Source organism: Streptomyces sp. Root1310, assembly GCF_001426425.1.
Lineage (GTDB): Bacteria > Actinomycetota > Actinomycetes > Streptomycetales > Streptomycetaceae > Streptomyces.
The window spans coordinates 163,654-186,301 of the sequence record NZ_LMEQ01000030.1; the positions used below are offsets into that span (position 1 = coordinate 163,654).

The window sequence follows — 22,648 nt, forward strand, 5'->3', positions numbered from 1 at the left end:
CGCACCGTTCACAACGTGGTTATATGGACTCAGCGTTCATAAGTGAACTGGAGGCAGCATCATGTCCGAGACCACACGTGTCGCACTCGTCACCGGCGCTTCCGGAGGGATCGGCCGGGCCGTGGCCCGGCGGCTCGCCGCCGAGGGCATGGCGGTCGGCGTGCATTTCGCGGGCAACAAGGTGGCGGCCGAGGAGACCGTCGCCGCCGTCGAGGCCGCCGGCGGCAGGGCGATCGCGGTCACCGGGGACGTCGCCGACGAGGGAGCCATGGCCGACGCCTTCTCGGCGGTGGAGGCGGCGTTCGGCGGGGTCGACGTCGTGGTGCACACCGCCGGCGTGATGACCCTGGGGCCGGTCGCCGAATTCGATCTCGACGCGTTCGACCGGCTGATGCGCACCAATGTCCGGGGTGCCTTCGTCGTGGGCCGGGAGGCGGCGCGCCGTGTCCGTGACGGCGGGGCGGTGATCACCTTCTCCACCTCGGTGACCCGGCTGGCCTTCCCCGGGTACGCGCCCTACGCGGCGAGCAAGGGGGCCGTCGAGGCCATGACACTGGTGCTGGCCCGCGAGATGCGCGGCAGGGACGTCACCGTCAACGCCGTCGCGCCCGGCCCGACCGCCACCCCGCTCTTCCTGGAGGGCAAGGACCAGGAGGCGATCGACCGCCTCGCCGCCCAGCCCCCGCTGGAGCGTCTCGGGACGCCCGACGACATCGCCGAGACCGTGGCCTTCCTGGCGGGTCCGGGGCGCTGGGTCAACGGGCAGGTCCTCTTCGTGAACGGCGGCATCGCCTGATATCTCGACCCGCACCGCCCCTCGCGCGCCCGCTGTGCCCTTTCGGTCGAGATCGGTCGCGTTCAGTCGCGACCGGGCTCGGTAGTGATCAGGAACGTATCGTTCTGTATATAAATACCACACGTGCGGTTTACTTGAAGTCGCCCGGTGGGATGCTCTCCACGTCCCGGGTCGGCGGGCCCGGTCCCGCGTCGTCCTGTACCGGTTGAGGGAGGGAGCCCTGATGGGCATGCAGGCGCGAGCGGTGGGCACACGTCGGGCTCTTGTCCGAGCTGCTGCCGAGCTGTTCGCCGCCGAGGGGTACGCGCGGACCTCTCTTCCCGTCATCAGCGAGCGGGCCGGTGTCAGTACCGGGGCCCTGCATTTCCACTTCGCGAGCAAGAGCGATCTCGCCCGGGAGGTGGAGCGGGCGGCGGTGGACTCCGTGGAGGAACTGGCCCACCGATGTCGCAGCACGGCGGACACGCTGTTGCAGTCCCTGGTCCACGCGGCCTGCGGCCTGCTCCTGGCCGTGGTCAGTGATCCCGTGATCAGGGCGGGGTTCCGGCTCGGCGGTGATCCGGCCCGAAAGGGCGGGGCGCAGATACTGCGGTGGTGGCGGGCGTGGGTGCACGATCTCGTCGTCCAGGCGCAGCAGGAGGGGGAGCTCGGGCAGGACGTCTCGGCCGATGCCGTTACGGCTGTGATCGTGGCGGCGACGGCGGGGTTCGAGGTGCTGGGCGCGACCGACCGCGACTGGCTCTCGGCAGACCGCGTGGCGCAGCTGTGGACCTTCCTCCTGCCGTGGCCGGCCGGGTCACCGGACCACCTCCCCTTGCGGTCCGGGATCGGGGAGGCCCTGGAGGAACTGTCCGAATAGCCGACGGACCGTGCCCCGCGGGGGTCCGCAGGCCGGTCCAGGTCGAGCCCGACGAAGCCCAGGTCGGCGATCGCCCCGAGACAGCCGCCCGCAGCTTGGCGGTGAGCTGGTCGTGTCGACAGGCGGTGATCTCCGAGGTCCGTGCGGGCCGGGCCGCCGAGACTCAGAGCAGCCCCGGTTCTCTTCAGGTCTCAGTGTGCCTGCGCTCTTGCCCCAGCCGTCAGGCGAACAGCTCGACCCGATCCGCCGTCGCCAGGGCAAGCACCGACGAATCCGGCGCGAACGCCACCGACAGGACGGGGGCTTTGTAACCGGCGAGAGGATCGCCGATCCGGCTGAAGGTGGCCGGGTTCCACAGCCGCACCGTCCTGTCCTTGCCGGCGGTGGCGAGGAGGCGGCCGTCGGGGGAGAACGCCACGGAATGCACGGACTTCGCATGGCCGATCGAGGAGGCGCGGATCGAGGTGCGCGTGGCCGAGTTCCACAGGCGTACCGTTCCGTCCCCGCCGCCGGCGGCGACGAGGCAGCCGTCCGGGGAGTACGCCACCGAGTCGACAGGACCGGGAAGGCGGCCGTGCAGTACCTCGCTGACCGGGTTCGATCGGCCCAAGTCCCACTGCCGGACGGTCATGTCGTCGCCGGCGGTGGTGAGTGTGGAGCCGTCCGGGGAAAAGGCCAGCGAGGTGACGGCCCCGAGATGGCCGGTGAGGGGGTCGCCGACGGGGGCGCGGAACAGCATGTCCCACCGTCGTACTGTCGAGTCGGCGCCGGCCGTGGCGAGGGTGTGGCCGTCCGGGGAGAACGCCAGCGAGGTGACGGGCCCGACGTGGCCGGTGAAGGGATCGCCGACGGGGGCGCGGGATGCCACGTCCCACAGTTGCACGGCTTCGTCGACGCCGATGGCGAGCAGGCGGCCGTCACGGGAGAACACCACCTGGGCGACGGCCCCGGACCGGACGGTGAGCGCGTCGCCGGTCGAGCTGCGGGTGATGGGGTTCCACAGGCGCACCGTCCCGTCCCTGCCGCTGGTGGCGAGGAGCCGGCCGTCCGGGGAGAACACCACCGAGTGGACGGAGCCGACGAGTTGCAGTCGCCCCAGCTGCAGGGGCCGGCCGCGGTGCATGCCGTACAACACGGCGCGTGCCGCGAGCGGCAGCGGAGCAGGCCGTTTCGGTGGGGACGCGTCTTCCCTGCGACCCCACAGCCGGGCTGTCCGGTCCTCGCCGGCGGCGGCGAGCAGCTGACCGTCCGGAGAGAACGCCACCGACCAGACCCGCCCGCTGTGACCAGGGGGGGACTTGCGCAGCGGGGTGCGGGAAGCCACGTCCCACAGGCGCACGCTCCCGTCCTTGCCGCTGGTGGCGAGGAGCCGGCCGTCGGGGGAGAACGCCACGGAGTAGACGGATCCGACGTGCCCGGTGAGGGGCTCACCGACCGGTGTACAGGTAGGGGGGTCCCACAGTCGCACGGTCTCGTCGTTGCTGGCGGTGGCGAGGAGGCAGCCGTCGGAGGAGAACGCCACCGAGGTGACGGGCGCGGTGTGGCCTCTGACGGGTCTGTCGAGCGGCATACGGGAGCTCACGGACCACAGGCGCATGGTCGTGTCCTCGCCGCCGGTGGCCAGGAGCCGGCCGTCGGGGGAGAACGCAACGGAGTAGACGGATCCGGCGTGGCCGGTGAGGGAGCGTCCGACCGGAGTACTGGTGGCCGGGTTCCAGAACCGTACGGTCCCGTCTCTGCCTGCGGTGGCCAGGAGCCGGCCGTCGGGGGAGAACGCCACGGAGTAGACGGATCCGGCATGCCCGGTGAGCCGGTCGCCGATGGGCGCGCCTGTGGCGGGGTCCCACAAGCGGACGATCCCGTGGGTGCCGGTGGCGAGGTAACGGCCGTCGGGGGAGAAGACCACCAACGTGACAGGCCCGTCGTGGCCGGTGAGCGGCTCGCCGATGGTGGTCCTGGTGAACGGGTCCCACAGCCGCACGGTCCCGTCGTCGCTGGCGGTGGCGAGGAGGCTGCCGTCCGGGGAGAACGCCACCGACATGACGGGCCCCGTGTGGCCGACCAGGGAATGTCCGGCCGACGTGAAGTGAGCATCTGCCGGCGCCGGGGTTGTGGTGGTGCGTGGGACGGGAACCGAGAGGGGTGGCGAAGCAGTTTCCGCCGTCACCGGTGGGATCGGCCTCGGTGCCCGCGGTTGTACGGCGGTCGCCGGACCACGCCGTGCACGGGTGGCGCGCAAGGCGTTGAGGGTCTGCCATCGGCTGCGCCACGGCGTCAACAACGCGGAGCGGCGTTCGGGCGGGACGCACTCGTCGCCGTACTCGTCCCAGGACATCACGGCCCGCACGAGCCAGATCAGCTTGTCCAGCGAGATGAACTGCTCGCCGGCGAAGACCTTGCTCATGGTCCCCTTCGAGCAGGCGCTGTCGGCGGCCTCCTGCAAGACCTTCAGTCCACGCACGCGGATCCGGTCGAAGGACGGGGCGCCCCGCTCGGAGCGCAGACGGGTGAGCTCCTGCCCCAACTGCCGGAGCGCGTCCACGTAGGTGATGTCCGTCGCGTGCGCCATGTCGTCCCCCGTTTGCCCCATGACCAGCACAGTAGGGCGCGCCGGGCGCGACAGCGTCGAACTTGCCTGAACACCGCTGAACACGGGGCACGGTGGCCAAGAGTGTTCAGCGGTACTCACGTCCTGATCGGGTTGCGCCTGAACTGTTCGATCCGTGCAGGTCGGTGCGGCAGGCACGGGGACGGTGGGGACATGACCCCGAACCCGCCGGTGAACTCCGGCCCCGCGGGCGGTTCCGTTCCGGAGCCTCCGTTCCTGTCCCTGCACACCGCCGTCGTCCTCCTCGCCGCGCTCGTCATCGGGCTGGTGGCCGGCGGTCTGACCGCGCTCGCCGACGCCCCCGCCGCGGGCGCGGTACTGGCCGGGCTCGCCGCGGCGGGTCCCTCGGTGCCGGTGCTGCGTTCACTCATCGGCCCGCCTCGCGGGGACCAGGGCCGGTGAGCGTCCCCGAAGTCGCGGACCCCGGCCGTGATCGGCTGCCGAGCGGGTGAGGGCAGTGCCTCGGTGGGTGCGGTGTCCGCTCAACAGGCCCCGCAGCTTTTCGTGTGCCGGATCGGCCCCGGTACGGGCCTTTTCGTGGAGCAGCGGTGACCTGCCCGGATCCCTGTTCGCCGGGCGGGCGCCGTCCGGCCGCAGGGGCCTTGACCTCCGGTGGGCGCTCAACCATGCTCGTTGCGACACGCGAGATGCGTGTCGTAATGAGCAACATCAGTCGAGGTCTCGTACCAGCCGAGGAGTGGCCATGACGCACCAGGTCCGTGCTGTCGTCGCGCGGGGCAAGGGCGCCCCCGTCAGCCTGGAAACGATCATCGTGCCGGATCCCGGGCCGGGTGAGGCGCTGGTGAAGATCGAGGCCTGCGGGGTCTGTCACACCGATCTGCACTACCGCGAGGGCGGCATCAACGACGACTTCCCCTTCCTGCTGGGGCACGAGGCCGCGGGTGTCGTGGAGTCGGTGGGGGAGGGTGTCACCGAGGTGGCGCCAGGCGACTTCGTCATCCTCAACTGGCGTGCGGTGTGCGGCCGGTGCCGTGCCTGCCGGCGCGGCCGGCCCTGGTACTGCTTCGACACCCACAACGCCGAGCGGAAGATGACCCTCGCCTCGACCGGGCAGGAGCTGTCCCCGGCGCTCGGCATCGGCGCGTTCGCGGAGAAGACGCTGGTGGCGGCCGGCCAGTGCACCAAGGTCGACCGGGCCGCTTCGGCGGCCGCCGCGGGACTGCTCGGCTGCGGGGTGATGGCGGGCATCGGCGCCGCCATCAACACCGGCAACGTCGGACGCGGTGACAGCGTGGCCGTCATCGGGTGCGGCGGCGTCGGGGACGCTGCGGTCGTCGGATCGCGACTGGCGGGCGCCGCGAAGATCATCGCTGTGGACATCGACGACCGGAAGCTGGCCACGGCCAGGAAGCTGGGCGCGACCCACACCGTCAACTCCAGGCGGTCCGACCCGGTCGAGGCGATCCGCGAGCTGACCGGCGGTTTCGGCGCGGACGTGGTCATCGAGGCGGTGGGCCGCCCGGAGACCTACACGCAGGCCTTCTACGCCCGCGACCTCGCCGGCACGGTCGTCCTGGTCGGCGTGCCGACCCCGGAGATGAAGCTCGAGCTGCCCCTGCTGGACGTCTTCGGGCGCGGCGGCACACTGAAGTCGTCCTGGTACGGGGACTGCCTGCCCTCCCGTGACTTCCCCCTGCTCATCGACCTCTATCTGCAGGGGCGGCTGGACCTGGACGCCTTCGTCACGGAGACCATCGGGCTGGACGAGGTCGAGAAGGCCTTCGACCGCATGCACGGTGGCGAGGTCCTGCGTTCGGTGGTGGTCCTCTGATGGCCGGAGCGCGCATCGAACGCCTGGTGACGTCGGGGACGTTCGCGCTGGACGGCGGCACCTGGGACGTCGAGAACAATGTGTGGATCATCGGGGACGACGAAGAGGTGATCGTCGTCGACGCCGCGCACGACGCCGGAGCCATCGCCGAGGCGCTCGGCGGACGCACCCTGCGGGCCATCGTGTGCACCCACGCCCACAACGACCACATCGAGGCCGCGCCCGCCCTCGCCGCGCGCACCGGCGCCCCGGTCCTGCTCCACCCCGACGACCTGCCGCTGTGGAAGCAGACCCACCCCGACCGGGCGCCCGACGGCGAACTGGCCGAAGGGCAGGTCGTCGAGGTGGCCGGCGTCTCCCTGACCGTGCTCCACACCCCCGGCCACGCCCCCGGCGCGGTCTGCCTCCACGCGCCGGCGCTGACTGCGCTCTTCGGCGGCGACACGCTCTTCGCGGGCGGGCCGGGGGCGACGGGACGGTCGTACAGCGACTTCCCCACCATCGTCGACTCGATCCGGGACCGGCTGCTCACGCTGCCCCAGGACACCGTCGTGTACACCGGGCACGGCGAGACGACCACGGTCGCCGCCGAGGCCCCGCACCTTCAGGAGTGGCTCGACCGGGGCTTCTGACCGCCCGGCAGGCCCAAGGGCGACGCGCCCGTTTCCTCACCCGTCACGGGGTGGGGAAACGGGCCGCCTTCATGTCCCCGGCGGGGTGGGGACAGCCAGCCATTGCGTTGCCTATCGCGCGTTGTATTGCGTCACAAGCAACGCCGGGATGGCGAGTTGTGCGGCTCGTGAATGCCTTGACAAGGATTCGGGCCGACTTCAGACTGATGTTGCGCTTACCGCAATCCGTTTCGTCATACGCACCGAGGTGTCATGAAGATTCCCGCGTGCCGTCTCGCGGATCTCCCGCGAGGCGAGGCCTTCCGGCTCGACATCGATCCGCCGGTCTCGGTGTTCCATACCGACGACGGCGAGCTCTTCGCCATCGACGACACCTGCACCCATCAGGACGCCTCGCTCGCCGACGGCTGGCTGGAGGGCTGCGAGGTGGAATGCCCCTTGCATGCCTCGAAGTTCGACCTGCGCACCGGTGCCGTCGACGCTCCACCGGCCAAGCTCCCGGTGCGCACGCACGAGGTCGTGGTCGAGGACGGCGTGATCCACGTCCGGGTGTCGACGGACGCCCCCAACCTGCCGCCCTGTGTCGCGTCCCGGCTCGCCGGGGGTACGGCGTGAGGACCGTGGCCGTGGTGGGCGCCTCGCTCGCCGGACTGTCCGCGGCGCGCTCACTGCGGAAGCGGGGCTACGACGGACGGCTGGTCGTCATCGGTGACGAGCTCCATCGCCCGTACGACCGGCCGCCGCTGTCCAAGGAGTTCCTGGCCGGCACCCTCGGCGAGCCCGATCTCGCGCTGGAGGCGCAGGACGAGGACCTGGGTGCGGAGTGGCTGCTCGGCACCCGCGCCACCGGCCTGGACCGCACCGACCGTGCCGTGCGGCTGGCCGACGGGCGGGAGGTCCGCGTCGACGGCCTGGTCATCGCGACCGGCGCCGCCGCGCGCAGGCTCCCCGGCTCCGACGGCCTGGCCGGCGTGCACGTCCTGCGCACCCTCGACGACGCCCGCGCCCTGCGTGACGAACTGTCTCGGGGCGGACGGCTGGTGGTCATCGGCGGCGGATTCATCGGCGCCGAGGTGGCCTCCACCGCCTACGCCCTGGGGCTCGACGTGACGGTCGTCGAGGTGGCCCCGACGCCGCTGGCCGGGCCGCTCGGCGCGGTCATGGGCGGCATCGTCTCCGGCCTGCACGCGGACCACGGCGTGCGGCTGCTGTGCGGTGTGGGCGTCAAGGGGCTGAGCGGGGAGCGGCGTGTGGACGCCGTTCTGCTCGAGGACGGCCGCAGCGTCCCGGCCGACATCGTCGTCGTCGGTGTGGGCGCTCGCCCGTGCGTGGAGTGGCTCGAGGGATCCGGTGTCGAACTCGACAACGGCGTCAGATGCGGCGCCGACGGCCGTACCGCCCTGGCCGGGGTGGTCGCGGTCGGCGACTGCGCCAATTGGTACGACCCCCGCGCCGGGGCCCATCGCCGTGTCGAGCACTGGACCGGCGCCCGGGAGCGCCCCGACGCCGCCGTCGCCACGCTGCTGGCGGGAGGCGCGGTGGCGCCGGGTGTGCCCCGGCCGCCGTACTTCTGGTCCGACCAGTACGGCGTCAGGATCCAGTTCGCCGGACACGCGGCCGGCGCGGACAGCGTGACCGTCGAGGAAGGCGCCGTGGACGAACGCAACGTCCTGGCCGTCTACCGGCGGGCCGGAGCTCCGGTCGCGGTGCTCGGTATGAACCAGCCGCGGCTGTTCACGCGCTGGCGCAAGCAGCTCGCCGCCGCGACGTCTTGACACCGCCCCTGTGGCATCCCATGCTGCGGTTGCATATGGCACGCATCGTTGCTTCATGCACAACGCCGTCCGGAGTCGCTCTTCCCGGCGCGTGAATGTCCCCTCCATGACGTTTCCCGAGGAGTGCCCTGTGACCTCGACCGGTCTGCCGGACAGCCTGATCGCCACCCTCCCCGGCTCCTCCTACACGGATCCGGCGGTCTTCGCCCAGGAGCAGGAGCGCATATTCGAGACCATGTGGTTCTGTGTCGCGCGCGCCTCGGAGCTGGCGAAGCCCGGTGCCTTCCGCACCGTCGACGTGGGCCGCGAGAGCATCCTCGTCACCCGCGCGCGTGACCACACGGTGCGTGCCTGGTTCAATGTGTGCCGGCATCGCGGCGCCAGGCTCTGCACCGAGGAGACGGGCGAGGTCAAGCGGGCCTTCCAGTGCCCCTACCACGCCTGGACGTACGACCTGAACGGCAAGCTCGTCGCGGCCCCCAACCTCACCAAGATGCCCGACGTCGGGCGCACCGAGTACGGTCTGGTCGCCGTGGCGGTGCGCGAATGGCTCGGCTATGTCTGGGTGTGCCTCGCGGAGGACCCGCCGTCCTTCGAGGAGGCCGTCATCGGCGATGTGGTCGCCCGCCTCGGTGACGTGGAGTCGATCGAGCGCTACGGCATCGACCAGCTCTCGGTCGGCCGGCGGATCGTCTACGACGTGAAGGCCAACTGGAAGCTCATCATCGAGAACTTCATGGAGTGCTACCACTGCGCCACCATCCATCCCGAACTCACCGAGGTGCTGCCCGAGTTCGCGGACGGATACGCCGCGCAGTACTACGTCGGGCACGGCGCGGAGTTCGGCGAGGAGGTCCAGGGGTTCACGGTGGACGGTTCCGAGGGGCTGGACCGCATCCCCGGTGTGGCGGAGGAGCAGGACCGCCGCTACTACGCGATCACCGTCAGGCCGCAGGTCTTCGTCAATCTCGTCCCCGACCATGTCATCTTCCACCGGATGTACCCGGTGGCCGTCGACCGCACGATCGTCGAGTGCGACTGGCTCTACCTCCCGCACGTCGTCGAGAGCGGCAAGGACGTCAGCCGGTCCGTGGAACTCTTCGACCGGGTCAACCGGCAGGACTTCGACGCGTGCGAGCGCACCCAGCCCGGGATGAGTTCCCGTATGTACGCCAAGGGCGGGGTGCTGGTGCCGAGCGAGCACCACATCGGCGCGTTCCACGACTGGGTGAACGAGCGCCTGGGCGCCGGACCCGGTGGCCGTGCCGGTCAGCCCAGGTAGCCCATCCGGTGGCTGATCTCCTCGGCGCCCTTGAGCAGCACCGGGGAGAGCTCGTGCAGCCGCTCTTCGGTGAAGCGGTAGGCGGGGCCCGAGGCGCTGAGCGCGGCGATGACCTCTCCGTCGCGGTTGCGGACCGGCGCGGCCATGGCGTGCAGGCCGATCTCCAGTTCCTCCAGGGTCCAGGCGTAACCGCGCTCCCGGGCCTCGGCGAGGTTCTTCTCGATCTTCGTCTTCGCGGTGATGGTGCGGGGGGTGACCTTCTCGAGCCCCGTCTCGGCCAGCAGCGCGGCGCGCTCCTTGGCGGGGAGGTGGGCCAGCAGGATCTTGCCGCTGGAGGTGGCGTGCAGCGGGGTCAGCTGGCCGACCCAGTTGTGCGCGGTGATGGCCCCGGGGCCGCGCACCTGGTAGAGGTTGATCGCGTAGTGCTCCTGCATGACGGCGATGTTGACCGTCTCGCCGATCTCCTCGGCGAGGCGCTCACACACGGGGCGGCCCTGCTGGGTGATGTCGATGCGTCCGGTCACCGCACCGGCCAGGCGGACGATGCCGAAGCCGAGGCGGTACTTGCCGCGCTCGCCCGCCTGCTCCACCAGACCGCGCGCCTCCAGGGCGCCGAGCAGACGAAACGCGGTGGACTTGTGCACGTCGATTTCGGCGGCCACCTCGCTGACGCCCGCCTCGCCGCGCTGGGCGAGAATTTCGAGGACGCTGATGGCGCGGTCCACCGACTGCACTCCGCCGGCCTGCGAACTTGTCGTTTCGGTGTCTTGGCTGTGGTTGCTCACAGCACAACTATACGCGCAGTAAACAACTCGACCGCAAGCAACGAAGCCGAAACAAAGACCTTGCAAGTTGCGTTGTTCGCAACCTGGTGCGCATGACGCTACCTCTATTAGCATGCCTCGCGTATCTACGGCGCGAGCGAGACGAGGCACCATGGCTCCCCTGCAATACGACTTCGTCATCGTCGGCGGCGGATCGGCCGGCAGCGCACTGGCGAACCGACTCTCCGCGGACCCGGCGAACCGCGTGCTGGTGCTGGAGGCCGGTCGTTCCGACTACCCGTGGGATGTCTTCATCCATATGCCCGCGGCGTTGACCTACCCGATCGGCAGCCGGTTCTACGACTGGAAGTACGAGTCCGAGCCCGAGCCCCACATGGGCGGCCGGCGCGTCTACCACGCGCGCGGAAAGGTGCTCGGCGGCTCCAGCAGCATCAACGGCATGATCTTCCAGCGCGGCAACCCGATGGACTACGAGCGCTGGGCGGCCGACCCCGGCATGGAGACCTGGGACTACGCACACTGCCTGCCGTACTTCCGGCGCATGGAGAACTGTCTCGCCGCCGACCCGGACGACGAGTTCCGCGGCCACGACGGCCCCCTCGTCCTCGAACGCGGTCCCGCGACCAACCCGCTCTTCGGCGCCTTCCTCGAGGCTACCCGGGAAGCTGGCTACGCACCCACCGACGACGTCAACGGCTTCCGGCAGGAGGGGTTCGCCAAGTTCGACCGCAACGTCCACCGCGGACGCCGCCTGTCGGCCTCGAAGGCGTACCTCAAGCCCGTCAGGAAGCGGCCCAACCTCACGGTGAGGACCCGCACCCTCGTCACGCGGGTGCTCTTCGAGGGCAAGCGGGCCGTCGGCGTCGAGTACCGGCGCGGCAAGGGCGCTCCCCGGCAGGTCCGCGCCGCGGAAGTCATCCTGTGCGGCGGCGCGATCAACTCCCCGCAGCTGCTCCAGCTCTCCGGCGTCGGCAACGCGGCGGAGCTGAGCGCCCTCGGCATCGACGTCGTCCACGATCTTCCGGGCGTCGGCGAGAACATGCAGGACCATCTGGAGGTCTACGTCCAGTACGCCTGCAGACAACCGGTCTCCATGCAGCCGTACATGGCCAAGTGGCGCGCCCCCTTCATCGGGCTCCAGTGGCTCTTCCGCAAGGGGCCCGCGGCGACCAACCACTTCGAGGCGGGCGGCTTCGCGCGCAGCAACGAGGACGTGGACTACCCCAACCTGATGTTCCACTTCCTGCCGATCGCGGTCCGCTACGACGGCTCCTCGCCGGCCGGCGGCCACGGCTACCAGGTGCACGTGGGCCCCATGTACTCCGACGCCATCGGCTCGGTGAAGATCAAGAGCAGGGACCCGCGCGAGCACCCGGCCCTGCGCTTCAACTACCTCTCCACCGAGCAGGACCGCCGCGAGTGGGTCGAGGCGATCCGCGTGGCCCGCGACATCCTCGACCAGCCCGCACTCGCCCCCTACAACGACGGGGAGATCTCGCCCGGCCGGAAGGTGGCGACGGACGAGGAGATCCTCGCCTGGGTCGCGAAGGAGGGCGAGACCGCCCTGCACCCGTCCTGCACCTGCAAGATGGGCACCGACGAGATGTCCGTCGTCGACCCCGCCAGCATGCGGGTGCACGGCGTGCAGGGGCTGCGCGTGGTGGACGCCTCCGTGATGCCGTACGTCACCAACGGCAACATCTACGCGCCGGTGATGATGATCGCCGAGAAGGCCGCCGACCTGATCCTCGGCAAGGAGCCGCAGCCGCCGTCGAAGGCCGCGTACTACCGCCACCGCGACGACCGGCAGCAGGCCGGGTAGACGTTGGCCGGCTCAGGACTGAGGACGCTGCTGGAGAGCGTCCGCTACGAGGTGCTGCCCGCGAAGGCGACCGAGGACAAGGTCCTCGCCCATGTCCCGCGCGAGGTCGTCGTCACCGTGACGGCGTCGCCGGTCAAGGGCCTGGAACCGACCCTCGACCTCGCCACCCGGCTCGCGGCGCACGGTTTCCGCGTCGTCCCGCACGTGCCCGCGCGGCTGCTGCGCGACGAGGCGCACCTGAAGGAGGTCGCCGACCGGCTGCGCGAGGCGGGCGTGGACGACGTGTTCGTCCCGGCGGGCGACGCCGACCCGCCGGCCGGGACCTACGACGGGTCCCTGCCGGTGCTGCGCCGGCTGAGCGAGCTGGGCAGGCCGTTCGCCCGCGTCGGCGTCGCCGGCTACCCCGAGAGCCATCCGCTCATCCACGACGACATCACCGTGCAGGCCATGTGGGACAAGCGCCGGCACGCCACCTACCTCGTGAGCAACCTCTGCTTCGACCCACGGGTGCTGGGGGACTGGCTCGTCCGGATCCGGCGCCGGGACATCACCCTGCCCGTCCATCTGGGCGTCGCGGGGCCGGTGCAACGGGCCAAGCTTCTGTCCATGGCGGCGAAGATCGGCGTGGGCGAGTCGACCCGATTCCTGACGGGGCACGCCTCGTGGTTCCTGCGGTTCGCGGCCCCCGGCGGCTACTCACCCGACAGGCTGCTGGCGCGTGCCGAGGGGGCGCTCACCGCTCCGTCGGCGGGCGTGGCGGGGCTGCACCTGTTCACGTTCAACCAGATCGCGGAGACGGAACGGTGGCGCCGCGCCCTGCTGGAACGGCTGGGAAGCTGAGCGCCGTTCGTATACGCAAAGGGGGGGGCGGGGCCGGAAGTCCGGCCCGCCCCCCCTCGTGCCGTACCGCTCAGCGGAAGACCACCGTGCGGTTGCCGTACACCATGACGCGGCTCTCGCTGTGCCACTTCACCGCGTGCGCGAGCACCTGTGCCTCCACGTCCCGGCCCACCGTCACCAGGTCACCGGGGCCGAGCGAGTGTTCCACCCTGACCACGTCCTGCTCGATGATCTGCCCCTCGTCCAGGTCGGGGGTCACATAGTGCGCCGTCGCGCCGACGAGCTTCACGCCACGGTCGTAGGCCTGGTCGTAGGGTCGCGCGCCCTTGAAGCTGGGGAGGAAGGAGTGGTGGATGTTGATGGCGCGACCCTCGAGCTGCTTGCACAGGTCGTCGGAGAGGATCTGCATGTAACGGGCCAGTACCACCAGGTCGACGTCCAGCTCCCTCACCAGCTCCAGCAGGCGCGCCTCGGCCTCGGCCTTGGTGTCCCTGGTGACGGGGATGTGGTGGAACGGGATGCCGTACGTCCGCGCCAGGCCCTCGAAGTCCCGGTGGTTGGAGACGATCGCCGGGATCTCGATGTTGAGCGCGCCGGTGCGCCGGCGGAAAAGCAGGTCGTTGAGGCAGTGGCCGAACCGGGACACCATGATCAGCGTGCGGGTCGGTGTCGACGCCTCGCTCAGCGTCCAGGTGATGCCGTACGCCTCGGCGACGGGACCGAATCGGTAACGCAGTGTTTTCATCTGCGCGTCCGGGTCGGAAACGTCGAAGTGAACCCTCATGAAGAAACGGCCCTGCAGCCGATCGTCGAACTGCTGACTTTCCAGGATGTTGCCCGAGTTCCTGACGAGGAAGCCGCTCACCGCGTGGACCAGTCCGGCGCTGTCGGGACAGGAGAGGGTGAGGACGTACTCACGACCGGGCTGCGGACCAGGGTACTCAGCGGACACAGCGACCTCCGTCGGTGCGTATTGCACAACATGGTGAGCGATACGCAACATGGTCGACTCCCCTCCGCTTTCGGTCAAGGGCGGCCGCACAAGTACCCGCATGGCGAAATCGTCATCGGCCAACCCCTTGACGCAGGTCTGTGGCGTTCGTCAAGGTGTTCCACCACAAGCAATTGAATGCATGATGCGCAACGCATTTCGGCTGAAGGGCATTGGCGCGTGGCTGACCTGTATGTGGCTGGGGAATGGCGGGACCCGTCGGCCGGGGGGCGCCGGGAGATCCGCTGCCCCGCCGACGGCTCCCTCACCGCGACCGTCTCGGAAGGGACGCGTCCCGACACCGAGGCCGCGATCGCCGCCGCCCGCCGCGCCTTCGACGAGGGGCCCTGGCCGCGCACCTCCGAGCGGGAGCGCGGCGCGCTGCTGCTGCGCACCGCCGACATCGTCGAGCGCGACGCCAAGGAGTTCGCCCGAGCGGAGTCGCTGGACACCGGCAAACGGCTGGTGGAGAGCGAGTACGACATCGCCGACGTCGTCTCCTGCTTCCGCTACTACGGCGGGATCGGCGGTACCGACGCGGGCCGGGTGATCGACACCGGCCGTGACGACGCCGTCAGCCGCGTCGTCTACGAACCGATCGGCGTGTGCGGGCTGATCACCCCCTGGAACTACCCACTGCTGCAAGCGAGTTGGAAGGTCGCCCCGGCACTCCTGGCCGGCAACACGATCGTCCTCAAACCCAGCGAGCTCACCCCCTCCACCTCGATCCTGCTGATGAGGGCGCTGGCGGAGGCCGGACTCCCGGCCGGTGCCGCCAACCTCGTCCTGGGTACCGGGCCCGAGGCCGGCGCCCCGCTCTGCGAGGATCCCGCCGTCGACATGGTCTCCTTCACCGGCGGTCTGGCGACCGGCAGACGGATCATGGCCACCGCCGCGGCGACCGTGAAGAAGGTGGCGCTGGAACTCGGTGGCAAGAACCCCAACGTGATCTTCGCCGACGCCGACTTCGAGACGGCCGTGGACTTCGCTCTCACGGCCGTCTTTCTGCATTCCGGCCAGGTCTGCTCGGCCGGCGCGCGGCTGATCGTGGAGGACTCGCTGCACGACCGGCTCGTCGACGAGGTCGTCCGCCGCGCCCGCCGGATCCGCCTCGGCGGGCCCTTCGACCCCGAGGCCGAGACCGGGGCGCTGATCTCCGCACAGCACCGGGAGAAGGTCGAGGCGTATGTCGCGGCGGGCCTGGCCGAGGGGGCCGTGCTGCGCTGCGGCGGTGAACGGCCCGACGACCCGGCCCTCGCCGACGGCTTCTACTACCCGCCGACCGTCCTCGACGAGTGCCGGCAGGACATGCGTGTCGTGCACGAGGAGTCCTTCGGGCCGGTGCTCACCGTCGAGCGCTTCACCGACGAGGACGACGCCGTGCGGATCGCCAACGACACCGAGTTCGGACTGGCGGGGGCCGTGTGGACGCAGGACGCGGGCAAGGCCCAGCGGGTGGCCCGGCGGCTGCGCCACGGCACGGTGTGGATCAACGACTACCACCCCTACGTGCCGCAGGCGGAATGGGGTGGCTTCGGGCATTCGGGCGTGGGACGGGAGCTGGGACCGACCGGCCTGGACGAGTACCGAGAGCCCAAACACATCTGGCAGAACATCCAACCCCGGCCGCAGCACTGGTTCCGCGGCTGAACGCCGAAGAGAGGTCGATCATGACCCCAACGCAGACCGAGGTGCCGCAGCGGCGCGGCGCGCCCGAGGATTCGGACGGTACTCCGGTCATATCCGTGCGCCGGCTGTGGAAGGTGTTCGGGCCGAAGGCCGACCAGGTGCCCGACTCGCAGGAGTTGTGCGGTCTCACCCGCCGCGAGCTCATGGACCGCACCGGCTGCACCGCCGCCGTACGCGACGTGCACTTCGACGTCCGCAAGGGCGAGGTGTTCGTCGTCATGGGTCTGTCCGGCTCGGGCAAGTCCACGCTGGTGCGATGTCTGACCCGGCTGATCGAACCGACCGCCGGTGAGATCGTCTTCGAGGGCGAGGACATCCGCGAAGCGGACCCCGGACGCCTGCGCGACCTGCGGCGCCGCAAGTTCTCCATGGTCTTCCAGCACTTCGGGCTGCTGCCGCACCGCCGGGTCGTCGACAACGTGGCCTTCGGCCTGGAGATCCGCGGCATGAGCAGGGCCGAACGCACCAAGCGGGCCCTGGAGGTCGTCGAACTGGTCGGCCTGTCCGGCTACGAGAACTCCTACCCCGACCAGCTCTCGGGCGGTATGCAGCAGCGCGTCGGCCTCGCCCGGGCGCTGGCCGGCAACCCGGACGTGCTCTTCTTCGACGAGCCCTTCTCGGCGCTCGACCCGCTGATCCGCCGTGACATGCAGAACGAGGTCATCCGGCTGCACCACGAGGTCGGCAAGACCATGGTGTTCATCACCCACGACCTCTCCGAGGCGCTCAAACTGGGCGACCGCATCCTGATCATGCGGGACGGCAAGATGGTCCAGTGCGGCACCGGCGACGAGCTGGTGGGCGCACCGGCCGACGACTACGTGCGCGAGTTCGTCAAGGACGTGCCGCGCGGCGATGTGCTCACCCTGCGGTGGATCATGCGCCCGGCCGAGCCCGACGACGCCCTGGACGGTCCCGAACTGGGCCCGGACGTCGTGGTGAAGGAGGCCACCCGGGCCGTGCTGGCGGCGGACCGGCCGGTCAAGGTCGTGGAGGGCGGGAAGCTGCTCGGCATCGTCGGCGACGAGGAGATCCTCGCGGTGGTCGCCGGGCACGAGGGCGAGGCGTGATGGCCGTCGCCCTGGAGAAGTCCGCACCCCTGGCCGGGGTGCGCAGGGTCCGCCGGCGCACGGTGGTGGCCGCGATCCTGGTGGCCTGGCTGCTCCTCTTCGCCGTCCTGCGCGGGAAGCAGACGCTGACGCTGGCGGCGGCCGACCTCACCGACCTGCACCGGTGGTTCAACGACGTCAACGACTCGATCGGCGCGGACCGCAACTCCAACCCGCTGTTCCTCTACTTCTTCAACGAGATCCGCCTGGTCATCGACAACCTGGTGACCTTCATCCGGCACCTGATCTCACAGCCCTCCGCCGGCCGCCCGCTTCCGCAGATCGGATGGCTCGGCGTCGTCGGCATCGTGGGCTACGTCTCCTGGGCCGTGGGCAACTGGCGGGTCGCGCTGCTGGCCGTCGCGGGCTTCACCTTCCTGGGCCTGCAGGGGCTGTGGCAGGAGAGCATGGACACCCTCTCGCTCACGCTCTCCGCCGTCTTCGTGGCACTGCTGTTCGCGATCCCGCTGGGTGTGTGGGCGGGGCTCTCGGACCGGGTCAACCGGATCGTGACGCCCTTTCTCGACTTCATGCAGACGATGCCGACCTTCGTCTACCTCGCCCCGCTGACTCTGTTCTTCCTGATCGGCGGGGCCTCCGCGACGATCGCCACCGTGATCTACGCGGCACCGCCCGCGATCCGCATCACGGCGCACGCGATCCGTTCCGTGCCGGAGACCACCGTCGAGGCCGCCGAATCGCTGGGCGCGACCCGAAGGCAGGCACTGCTGAAGGTGCTGCTGCCCATGTCCAAGCGGACCGTGGTGATGGGCGTCAACCAGTCGATCATGGCGGCCCTGGCCATGGTGACCATCGCGGCGCTGATCGACGCGCCCGGCCTCGGCAAGACCGTCGTGCAGGCCCTCCAGTCGCTCGACGTGGGAACGGCCTTCAACGCGGGGCTCGCCATCGTCGTCATGGCGATCGTCCTCGACCGTGTCACCACCGCGGCCAGCGCCCGCGCGGAGACGGCCCGGCGTTCGAAGAACCGCTTCCTCAAGTGGCGCGGGCCGCTGCTGGGGGCGGGCGCGGCGGTCACGGCCGTCCTCGTCTATCTGTCGCACACCTATCTCTGGGCGGCGGAGTTCCCCGGCGAGGGCGGTCTCGGCAGCTCCATCGCGAGCGCGGCCGACACCGCGACCGGTTGGGCGCAGGACAACCTGGCGGGCCTCACCAACGCCTTCCGCGACGGCATCACCAACGGCCTGCTCAACCCGTTCCAGTCGCTGCTCACCGACTCCCCCTGGTGGCTGGTCGCCGCGGTGCTGATCGCGCTGGGCGCCGTGCTCGGCGGCGGACGGGCCGGGGTCACCACGGCCGTCTGCCTGGGCCTGCTGCTCGGCACCGGCCTGTGGTCGGACGCCATGACGACGCTGGCGTCGACCCTCGTGGCGACGGTGCTGGTCATGCTGCTCGGCATGGTCCTCGGGGTGTGGATGGGGCGCAGCCCGCTCGTGGACCGGCTGCTGCGGCCCTCGCTGGACGCGGCGCAGGTCATGCCGCCGTTCGTCTATCTCGTGCCGTTCCTGGCGCTGTTCGGGGCGACCCGTTTCACGGCCATCGTCGCCGCCATCGTCTACGCGGCGCCTGTCGCCATCAAGATCATCGCCGACGGGGTGCGGGCCGTGCCCGAGACCACCGTCGAGGCGGCCACGTCCGCCGGGTGCAACACCTGGCAGATCATCACCAAGGTTCAGCTGCCGATGTCACGCAGTGCCCTGACGCTCGCGACCAACCAGGGCCTGATCTACGTGCTGTCGATGGTTGTTGTGGGCGGCCTGGTGGGAGCGGGCGCCCTCGGCTACGACGTCGTGGCCGGCTTCTCACAGGGGCAGCTGTACGGGAAGGGCCTCGCGGCGGGGCTCGCCATCGTCCTTCTCGGAGTCATGTTCGACCGGATCACCCAGGCAGCGGCGCGACGCGCGAGCGCTTAAAGGAGCACCAGCATGGCAACACAAGTACGCCAGTGGAGAACCGGCGTGGCCGGCACAGCCGTCGCGACTGTCATCGGGCTGACCCTCACCGCCTGCGGCGGCGCGAAGGTCGGTGACGACGCGGCGGATTCGGGCAGCTCGGGCAAGTGCGGCACCTTCAATCTCGCCGTCAATCCGTGGGTGGGCTACGAGGCGGACGCGGCGGTCGTCGCCTACGTCGCGCAGCACGACCTCGGCTGTACGGTCAACAAGAAGGACCTGAAGGAGGAGATCGCCTGGCAGGGCTTCGGGACCGGCGAGGTCGACGCCGTGCTGGAGAACTGGGGCCACGACGATCTGAAGAAGAAGTACATCACCGACCAGAAGACCGCCGTGGCGGCCGGCTCGACCGGCAACAAGGGCATCATCGGCTGGTACGTGCCGCCGTGGCTGGCCAAGGCGCACCCGGACATCACCGACTGGAAGAACCTCAACAAGTACGCCGCGAACTTCAAGACCTCCGAGTCCGGCGGCAAGGGCCAACTGCTGGACGGGGACCCCTCGTACGTCACCAACGACGAGGCCCTGGTGAAGAACCTGAAGCTGGACTTCAAGGTGGTGTACGCGGGCAGCGAGACCGCGCTCATCCAGTCGTTCCGCAAGGCCGAGAAGAACAAGGAATGGGTGATCGGCTACTTCTACGAGCCGCAGTGGTTCCTCTCCGAGGTGCCGTTGGCCAAGGTCGAGCTGCCCGCGTACACGGCGGGGTGCGACGCCGACGCGGCGAAGATCGCCTGTGACTATCCCGTCTACGACCTCGACAAGATCGTCAGCGCCAGGTTCGCGAAGTCCGGCAGCCCGGCCTACGACCTGGTGAAGAAGTTCAACTGGACGAACGACGACCAGAACACCGTGGCCAAGTACATCGCGGTGGACAAGCTGTCGCCGGACGCGGCGGCCAAGAAGTGGGTGGAGGCCAACCGGGACAAGGTCGACGCCTGGATCAAGTAACCCACGCCGGCAGGACGGTCGGAGATGCCCGGCGGGCGGTGCGCACCTGTGCGCGCCGCCCGCCGGGCATCGCCGCGTTTCGGGCCGTTTCCCGACGTCACCGGACCTCTTGACACCCCCTGTCCGCGACAGGCACATTGAGTTGCGCAACCTGAACTATGTTGCGCAGCAAGCAACTCGACTGGTTTTCGATCCGGAGGTGCGGCGATGGCGGGACCCCGAGTGGTGATCATCGGAGCGGGCGTCGTGGGAGCGGCACTCGCGGACGAGATCTCCGCGCGCGGCTGGACCGATGTGACCGTGGTCGACCAGGGCCCGCTCCCCGCGACCGGGGGCTCCACGTCGCACGCCCCGGGCCTGGTCTTCCAGACGAACTCCTCCAAGACCATGACCGAGCTGGCCCGCTACACCGTCGAGAAGTTCTGCTCCCTCGACGTCGACGGCAAGCCCTGCTTCCTCCAGGTCGGCGGCCTCGAAGTGGCCACCACCCCCGAACGCCTCGCCGAACTGCACCGCCGCCTCGGCTGGATCACGTCCTGGGGCATCGAGGCGCGCCTGCTCAGCGCCGCCGAGTGCGTCGAGCGGCACCCGCTGGTCGACCCGGACCGGATCCTCGGCGGCCTCCTCATCCCGACCGACGGGATCGCCAAGGCCGTCCTCGCCGTCGAGGCGCAGATCCGCCGGGCCACCGAGCGCGGCGTGACCTTCCTGGACCGCCACGAAGTGCTGGACGTACAGCGGAGCGAGGGCCGGGTGACCGGTGTCCTCACCGACCGCGGCGAGATCGCGGCCGACATCGTGGTGTGCTGCGCCGGCATCTGGGGCCCGAGGATCGCCCGCATGGTCGGCATGAACCTCCCGCTGACCCCGCTCGCCCACCAGCTCGCCTGGACCGGTCCGGTCCCGGCGCTCGTCGGCCAGACGGAGGAGGCGGTGCGGCCGATCCTGCGCCACCAGGACGCCGACCTCTACTACCGCGACCGCTTCGACGGCATCGGCATCGGCTACTACGGCCACCGCCCGATGCCCGTCTCCGCCGACGACATCCTCTCCGTCGACGAGGCCGACGACATGCCGTCGGTCCTGAAGTTCACCGAGGACGACTTCGCCGACGCCTGGACCGAGACCCGGTCCCTGCTCCCCGCGACGCAGGAGGCCAAGGTCGAGGAGGGCATCAACGGCCTGTTCTCCTTCACCACCGACAACTTCCCGCTGCTGGGCGAGTCCCCGGACGTCAAGGGCTTCTGGGTGGCCGAGGCGGTCTGGGTCACGCACTCGGCGGGCGTCGGCCGGGCCATGGCCGAGTGGCTGGTCGACGGCTTCTGCTCGTCCTTCGACCTGCACGAGTGCGACGTCAACCGCTTCGAGCCGCACCAGCTGTCCCCGGAGTACGTCCTGGCCCGCGACTGCCGCAACTTCGTCGAGGTCTACGACATCCTCCACCCCCTCCAGCCGTCGGGCGACCCGCGTCCGATCCGCACGAGCCCCTTCCACGCCCGCCAGCAGGAGCACGGCGCGTTCTTCCTGGAGGCGAACGGCTGGGAGCGCCCGCAGTGGTACGAGGCCAACGCGGGACTCGTCGAGGGCCGCAACATCCCCACCCCCGACGACTGGGCCGCGCGGTACTGGTCGCCCGTCGTCGGCGCCGAGGCACAGGCCACCCGCGAGACCGTCGCGATGTACGACATGACCGCGCTCAAGCGGCTCGAGGTCGGCGGCCGGGGTGCCGCGGCCTTCCTGGAGGGGCTGACCACCGGCAAGGTCGCCAAGTCGGTCGGCTCGGTGACGTACACCCTGCTCCTGGACCACGACGGCGGCATCCGCAGCGATGTCACCGTCGCCCGCCTGGCCCCCGACCTCTTCCAGGTCGGCGCCAACGGCAACCTGGACCTCGACTGGTTCACCCGCCGGCTCCCCGCCGACGGCACGGTGCAGGTCCGCGACATCACCCCCGGCACCTGCTGCGTCGGCCTGTGGGGCCCCCTGGCCCGCAAGGTCCTCCAGCCGCTGACGGACGAGGACTTCTCGAGCGACGGGCTGAAGTACTTCCGCGCCAAGCGCGCCTACATCGGCTCGGTGCCCGTCACCGCGATGCGGCTGTCCTACGTGGGTGAACTCGGCTGGGAGCTCTACACCACCGCCGACCAGGGCCTGAAACTGTGGGACACCCTGTGGCGGGCGGCGAAACCGCTCGGCGGCGTCATCGCCGGCCGCGGCGCCTTCAACAGCCTCCGCCTGGAGAAGGGTTACCGCTCCTTCGGTACCGACATGACCTTCGAGCACGACCCCTACGAGGCCGGCGTCGGCTTCGCCGTCAAGCTCGACAAGGGCGACTTCCTCGGCAGGGCCGCCCTGGAACGCCGCAAGGGGGACGTCCGGCGCAGGCTGACCTGTCTCACCATCGACGACCCGCGGTCGGTCGTCCTCGGCAAGGAGCCGGTCTACGACGGCGACCGCGCGGTCGGGTACGTCACCAGCGCCGCCTACGGCTACACGATCGGCAAGGGCATCGCCTACGCCTGGCTCCCCGCGGAACTCGCCGTCCCCGGAACGCCGGTCCGCATCGGCTACTTCGACCGGCGGGTGGAGGCGGTCGTGGCCGAGGAGCCGCTGTTCGACCCGACGATGTCCCGCCTCCGTGGCTGAGCGGGTCGCAGGGGCCCCCGCGCGGGACGGCTGTTCATCCGCGGGTGCGTCGTGGCCGGTCGCGCGGTTCCCCGCGCCCCTTGAGGCGTTGCAGCTCA

The 22,648-nt window shown here is 70.3% G+C and carries 18 protein-coding genes; 15 read left to right on the forward strand and 3 right to left on the reverse strand.

The features are described 5' to 3' along the window. The first annotated feature begins 61 nt into the window (after nt 1-61). Together ASD48_RS28000 and ASD48_RS28005 are read left to right on the forward strand one after the other, a co-directional pair. Complete coding sequence (locus ASD48_RS28000) at nt 62-796, forward strand: SDR family oxidoreductase (RefSeq protein ID WP_057604511.1); 735 nt, start codon at nt 62-64, stop codon at nt 794-796. A 223-nt stretch (nt 797-1,019) separates the two neighbouring features. Further along, nucleotides 1,020-1,655, forward strand: a complete 636-nt coding sequence (locus tag ASD48_RS28005; RefSeq protein ID WP_057604512.1) for a ScbR family autoregulator-binding transcription factor — start codon at nt 1,020-1,022, stop codon at nt 1,653-1,655. A 220-nt stretch (nt 1,656-1,875) separates the two neighbouring features. Here ASD48_RS28005 and ASD48_RS28010 read toward each other — a convergent pair whose 3' ends face one another. After that, nucleotides 1,876-4,245, reverse strand: coding sequence for a WD40 repeat domain-containing protein (locus ASD48_RS28010; RefSeq protein ID WP_079074007.1), 2,370 nt, complete (start codon nt 4,243-4,245; stop codon nt 1,876-1,878). Nucleotides 4,246-4,416: 171 nt separating this feature from the next. Here ASD48_RS28010 and ASD48_RS28015 point away from each other — a divergent pair, with 171 nt between their 5' ends. From ASD48_RS28015 to ASD48_RS28040, 6 genes are all read left to right on the forward strand, one after another. Further along, entirely contained in the window at nt 4,417-4,665 is a 249-nt protein-coding gene (locus tag ASD48_RS28015; protein WP_057604514.1) for a hypothetical protein, read from the forward strand. Nucleotides 4,666-4,966: 301 nt separating this feature from the next. Then, on the forward strand, nt 4,967-6,055 hold the full coding sequence (locus ASD48_RS28020; protein WP_057604515.1) for an S-(hydroxymethyl)mycothiol dehydrogenase: 1,089 nt from the start codon (nt 4,967-4,969) through the stop codon (nt 6,053-6,055). Then, a complete protein-coding gene (locus ASD48_RS28025) occupies nt 6,055-6,687 on the forward strand; it encodes an MBL fold metallo-hydrolase (RefSeq protein WP_057604516.1) in 633 nt (210 codons plus the stop codon). Before ASD48_RS28020 ends, ASD48_RS28025 begins: the two co-directional genes overlap by 1 nt. 252 nt (nt 6,688-6,939) lie before the next feature. Beyond that, entirely contained in the window at nt 6,940-7,302 is a 363-nt protein-coding gene (locus tag ASD48_RS28030) for a bifunctional 3-phenylpropionate/cinnamic acid dioxygenase ferredoxin subunit (RefSeq protein WP_057604517.1), read from the forward strand. Then, nucleotides 7,299-8,462, forward strand: a complete 1,164-nt coding sequence (locus ASD48_RS28035; protein ID WP_057604518.1) for an FAD-dependent oxidoreductase — start codon at nt 7,299-7,301, stop codon at nt 8,460-8,462. The genes ASD48_RS28030 and ASD48_RS28035 overlap by 4 nt, the downstream gene beginning before the upstream one ends. Nucleotides 8,463-8,592: 130 nt before the next feature. Next, nucleotides 8,593-9,744, forward strand: a complete 1,152-nt coding sequence (locus tag ASD48_RS28040) for an aromatic ring-hydroxylating dioxygenase subunit alpha (RefSeq protein WP_057604519.1) — start codon at nt 8,593-8,595, stop codon at nt 9,742-9,744. Here ASD48_RS28040 and ASD48_RS28045 read toward each other — a convergent pair. Next, complete coding sequence (locus ASD48_RS28045; RefSeq protein ID WP_057604520.1) at nt 9,732-10,478, reverse strand: IclR family transcriptional regulator; 747 nt, start codon at nt 10,476-10,478, stop codon at nt 9,732-9,734. The two genes, ASD48_RS28040 and ASD48_RS28045, sit on opposite strands and share 13 nt — an antisense overlap. A 202-nt stretch (nt 10,479-10,680) precedes the next feature. Here ASD48_RS28045 and betA point away from each other — a divergent pair, with 202 nt between their 5' ends. Both betA and ASD48_RS28055 read left to right on the forward strand, forming a co-directional pair. Continuing rightward, entirely contained in the window at nt 10,681-12,351 is a 1,671-nt protein-coding gene (gene betA, locus ASD48_RS28050) for a choline dehydrogenase (protein WP_057604521.1), read from the forward strand. 3 nt (nt 12,352-12,354) lie between these two features. Further along, on the forward strand, nt 12,355-13,191 hold the full coding sequence (locus ASD48_RS28055; RefSeq protein WP_057604522.1) for a hypothetical protein: 837 nt from the start codon (nt 12,355-12,357) through the stop codon (nt 13,189-13,191). Nucleotides 13,192-13,261: 70 nt separating this feature from the next. Here ASD48_RS28055 and purU read toward each other — a convergent pair whose 3' ends face one another. Further along, nucleotides 13,262-14,143 (reverse strand): formyltetrahydrofolate deformylase, encoded by an 882-nt coding sequence (gene purU, locus ASD48_RS28060; protein ID WP_057604523.1) that lies wholly within the window; start codon nt 14,141-14,143, stop codon nt 13,262-13,264. 219 nt (nt 14,144-14,362) lie between these two features. On the opposite strand from purU, the gene ASD48_RS28065 reads away from it, so the two are divergent. From ASD48_RS28065 to ASD48_RS28085, 5 genes are all read left to right on the forward strand, one after another. Then, nucleotides 14,363-15,832, forward strand: coding sequence for an aldehyde dehydrogenase family protein (locus ASD48_RS28065; protein WP_057604524.1), 1,470 nt, complete (start codon nt 14,363-14,365; stop codon nt 15,830-15,832). 20 nt (nt 15,833-15,852) lie between these two features. Then, nucleotides 15,853-16,941 carry a glycine betaine/L-proline ABC transporter ATP-binding protein gene (locus tag ASD48_RS28070; RefSeq protein ID WP_057604525.1) on the forward strand — a complete coding sequence of 363 codons (1,089 nt, stop codon included), beginning with the start codon at nt 15,853-15,855 and terminating at the stop codon, nt 16,939-16,941. Beyond that, nucleotides 16,941-18,914 carry an ABC transporter permease subunit gene (locus ASD48_RS28075; protein WP_057604526.1) on the forward strand — a complete coding sequence of 658 codons (1,974 nt, stop codon included), beginning with the start codon at nt 16,941-16,943 and terminating at the stop codon, nt 18,912-18,914. The genes ASD48_RS28070 and ASD48_RS28075 overlap by 1 nt, the downstream gene beginning before the upstream one ends. 12 nt (nt 18,915-18,926) lie before the next feature. Next, the gene (locus ASD48_RS28080; RefSeq protein WP_057604527.1) at nt 18,927-19,904 is read left to right on the forward strand and encodes an ABC transporter substrate-binding protein; all 978 of its coding nucleotides are present in this window, start codon (nt 18,927-18,929) and stop codon (nt 19,902-19,904) included. 207 nt (nt 19,905-20,111) lie between these two features. After that, nucleotides 20,112-22,550, forward strand: coding sequence for an FAD-dependent oxidoreductase (locus ASD48_RS28085; RefSeq protein WP_057604528.1), 2,439 nt, complete (start codon nt 20,112-20,114; stop codon nt 22,548-22,550). The last annotated feature ends 98 nt before the right edge of the window (nt 22,551-22,648 follow it).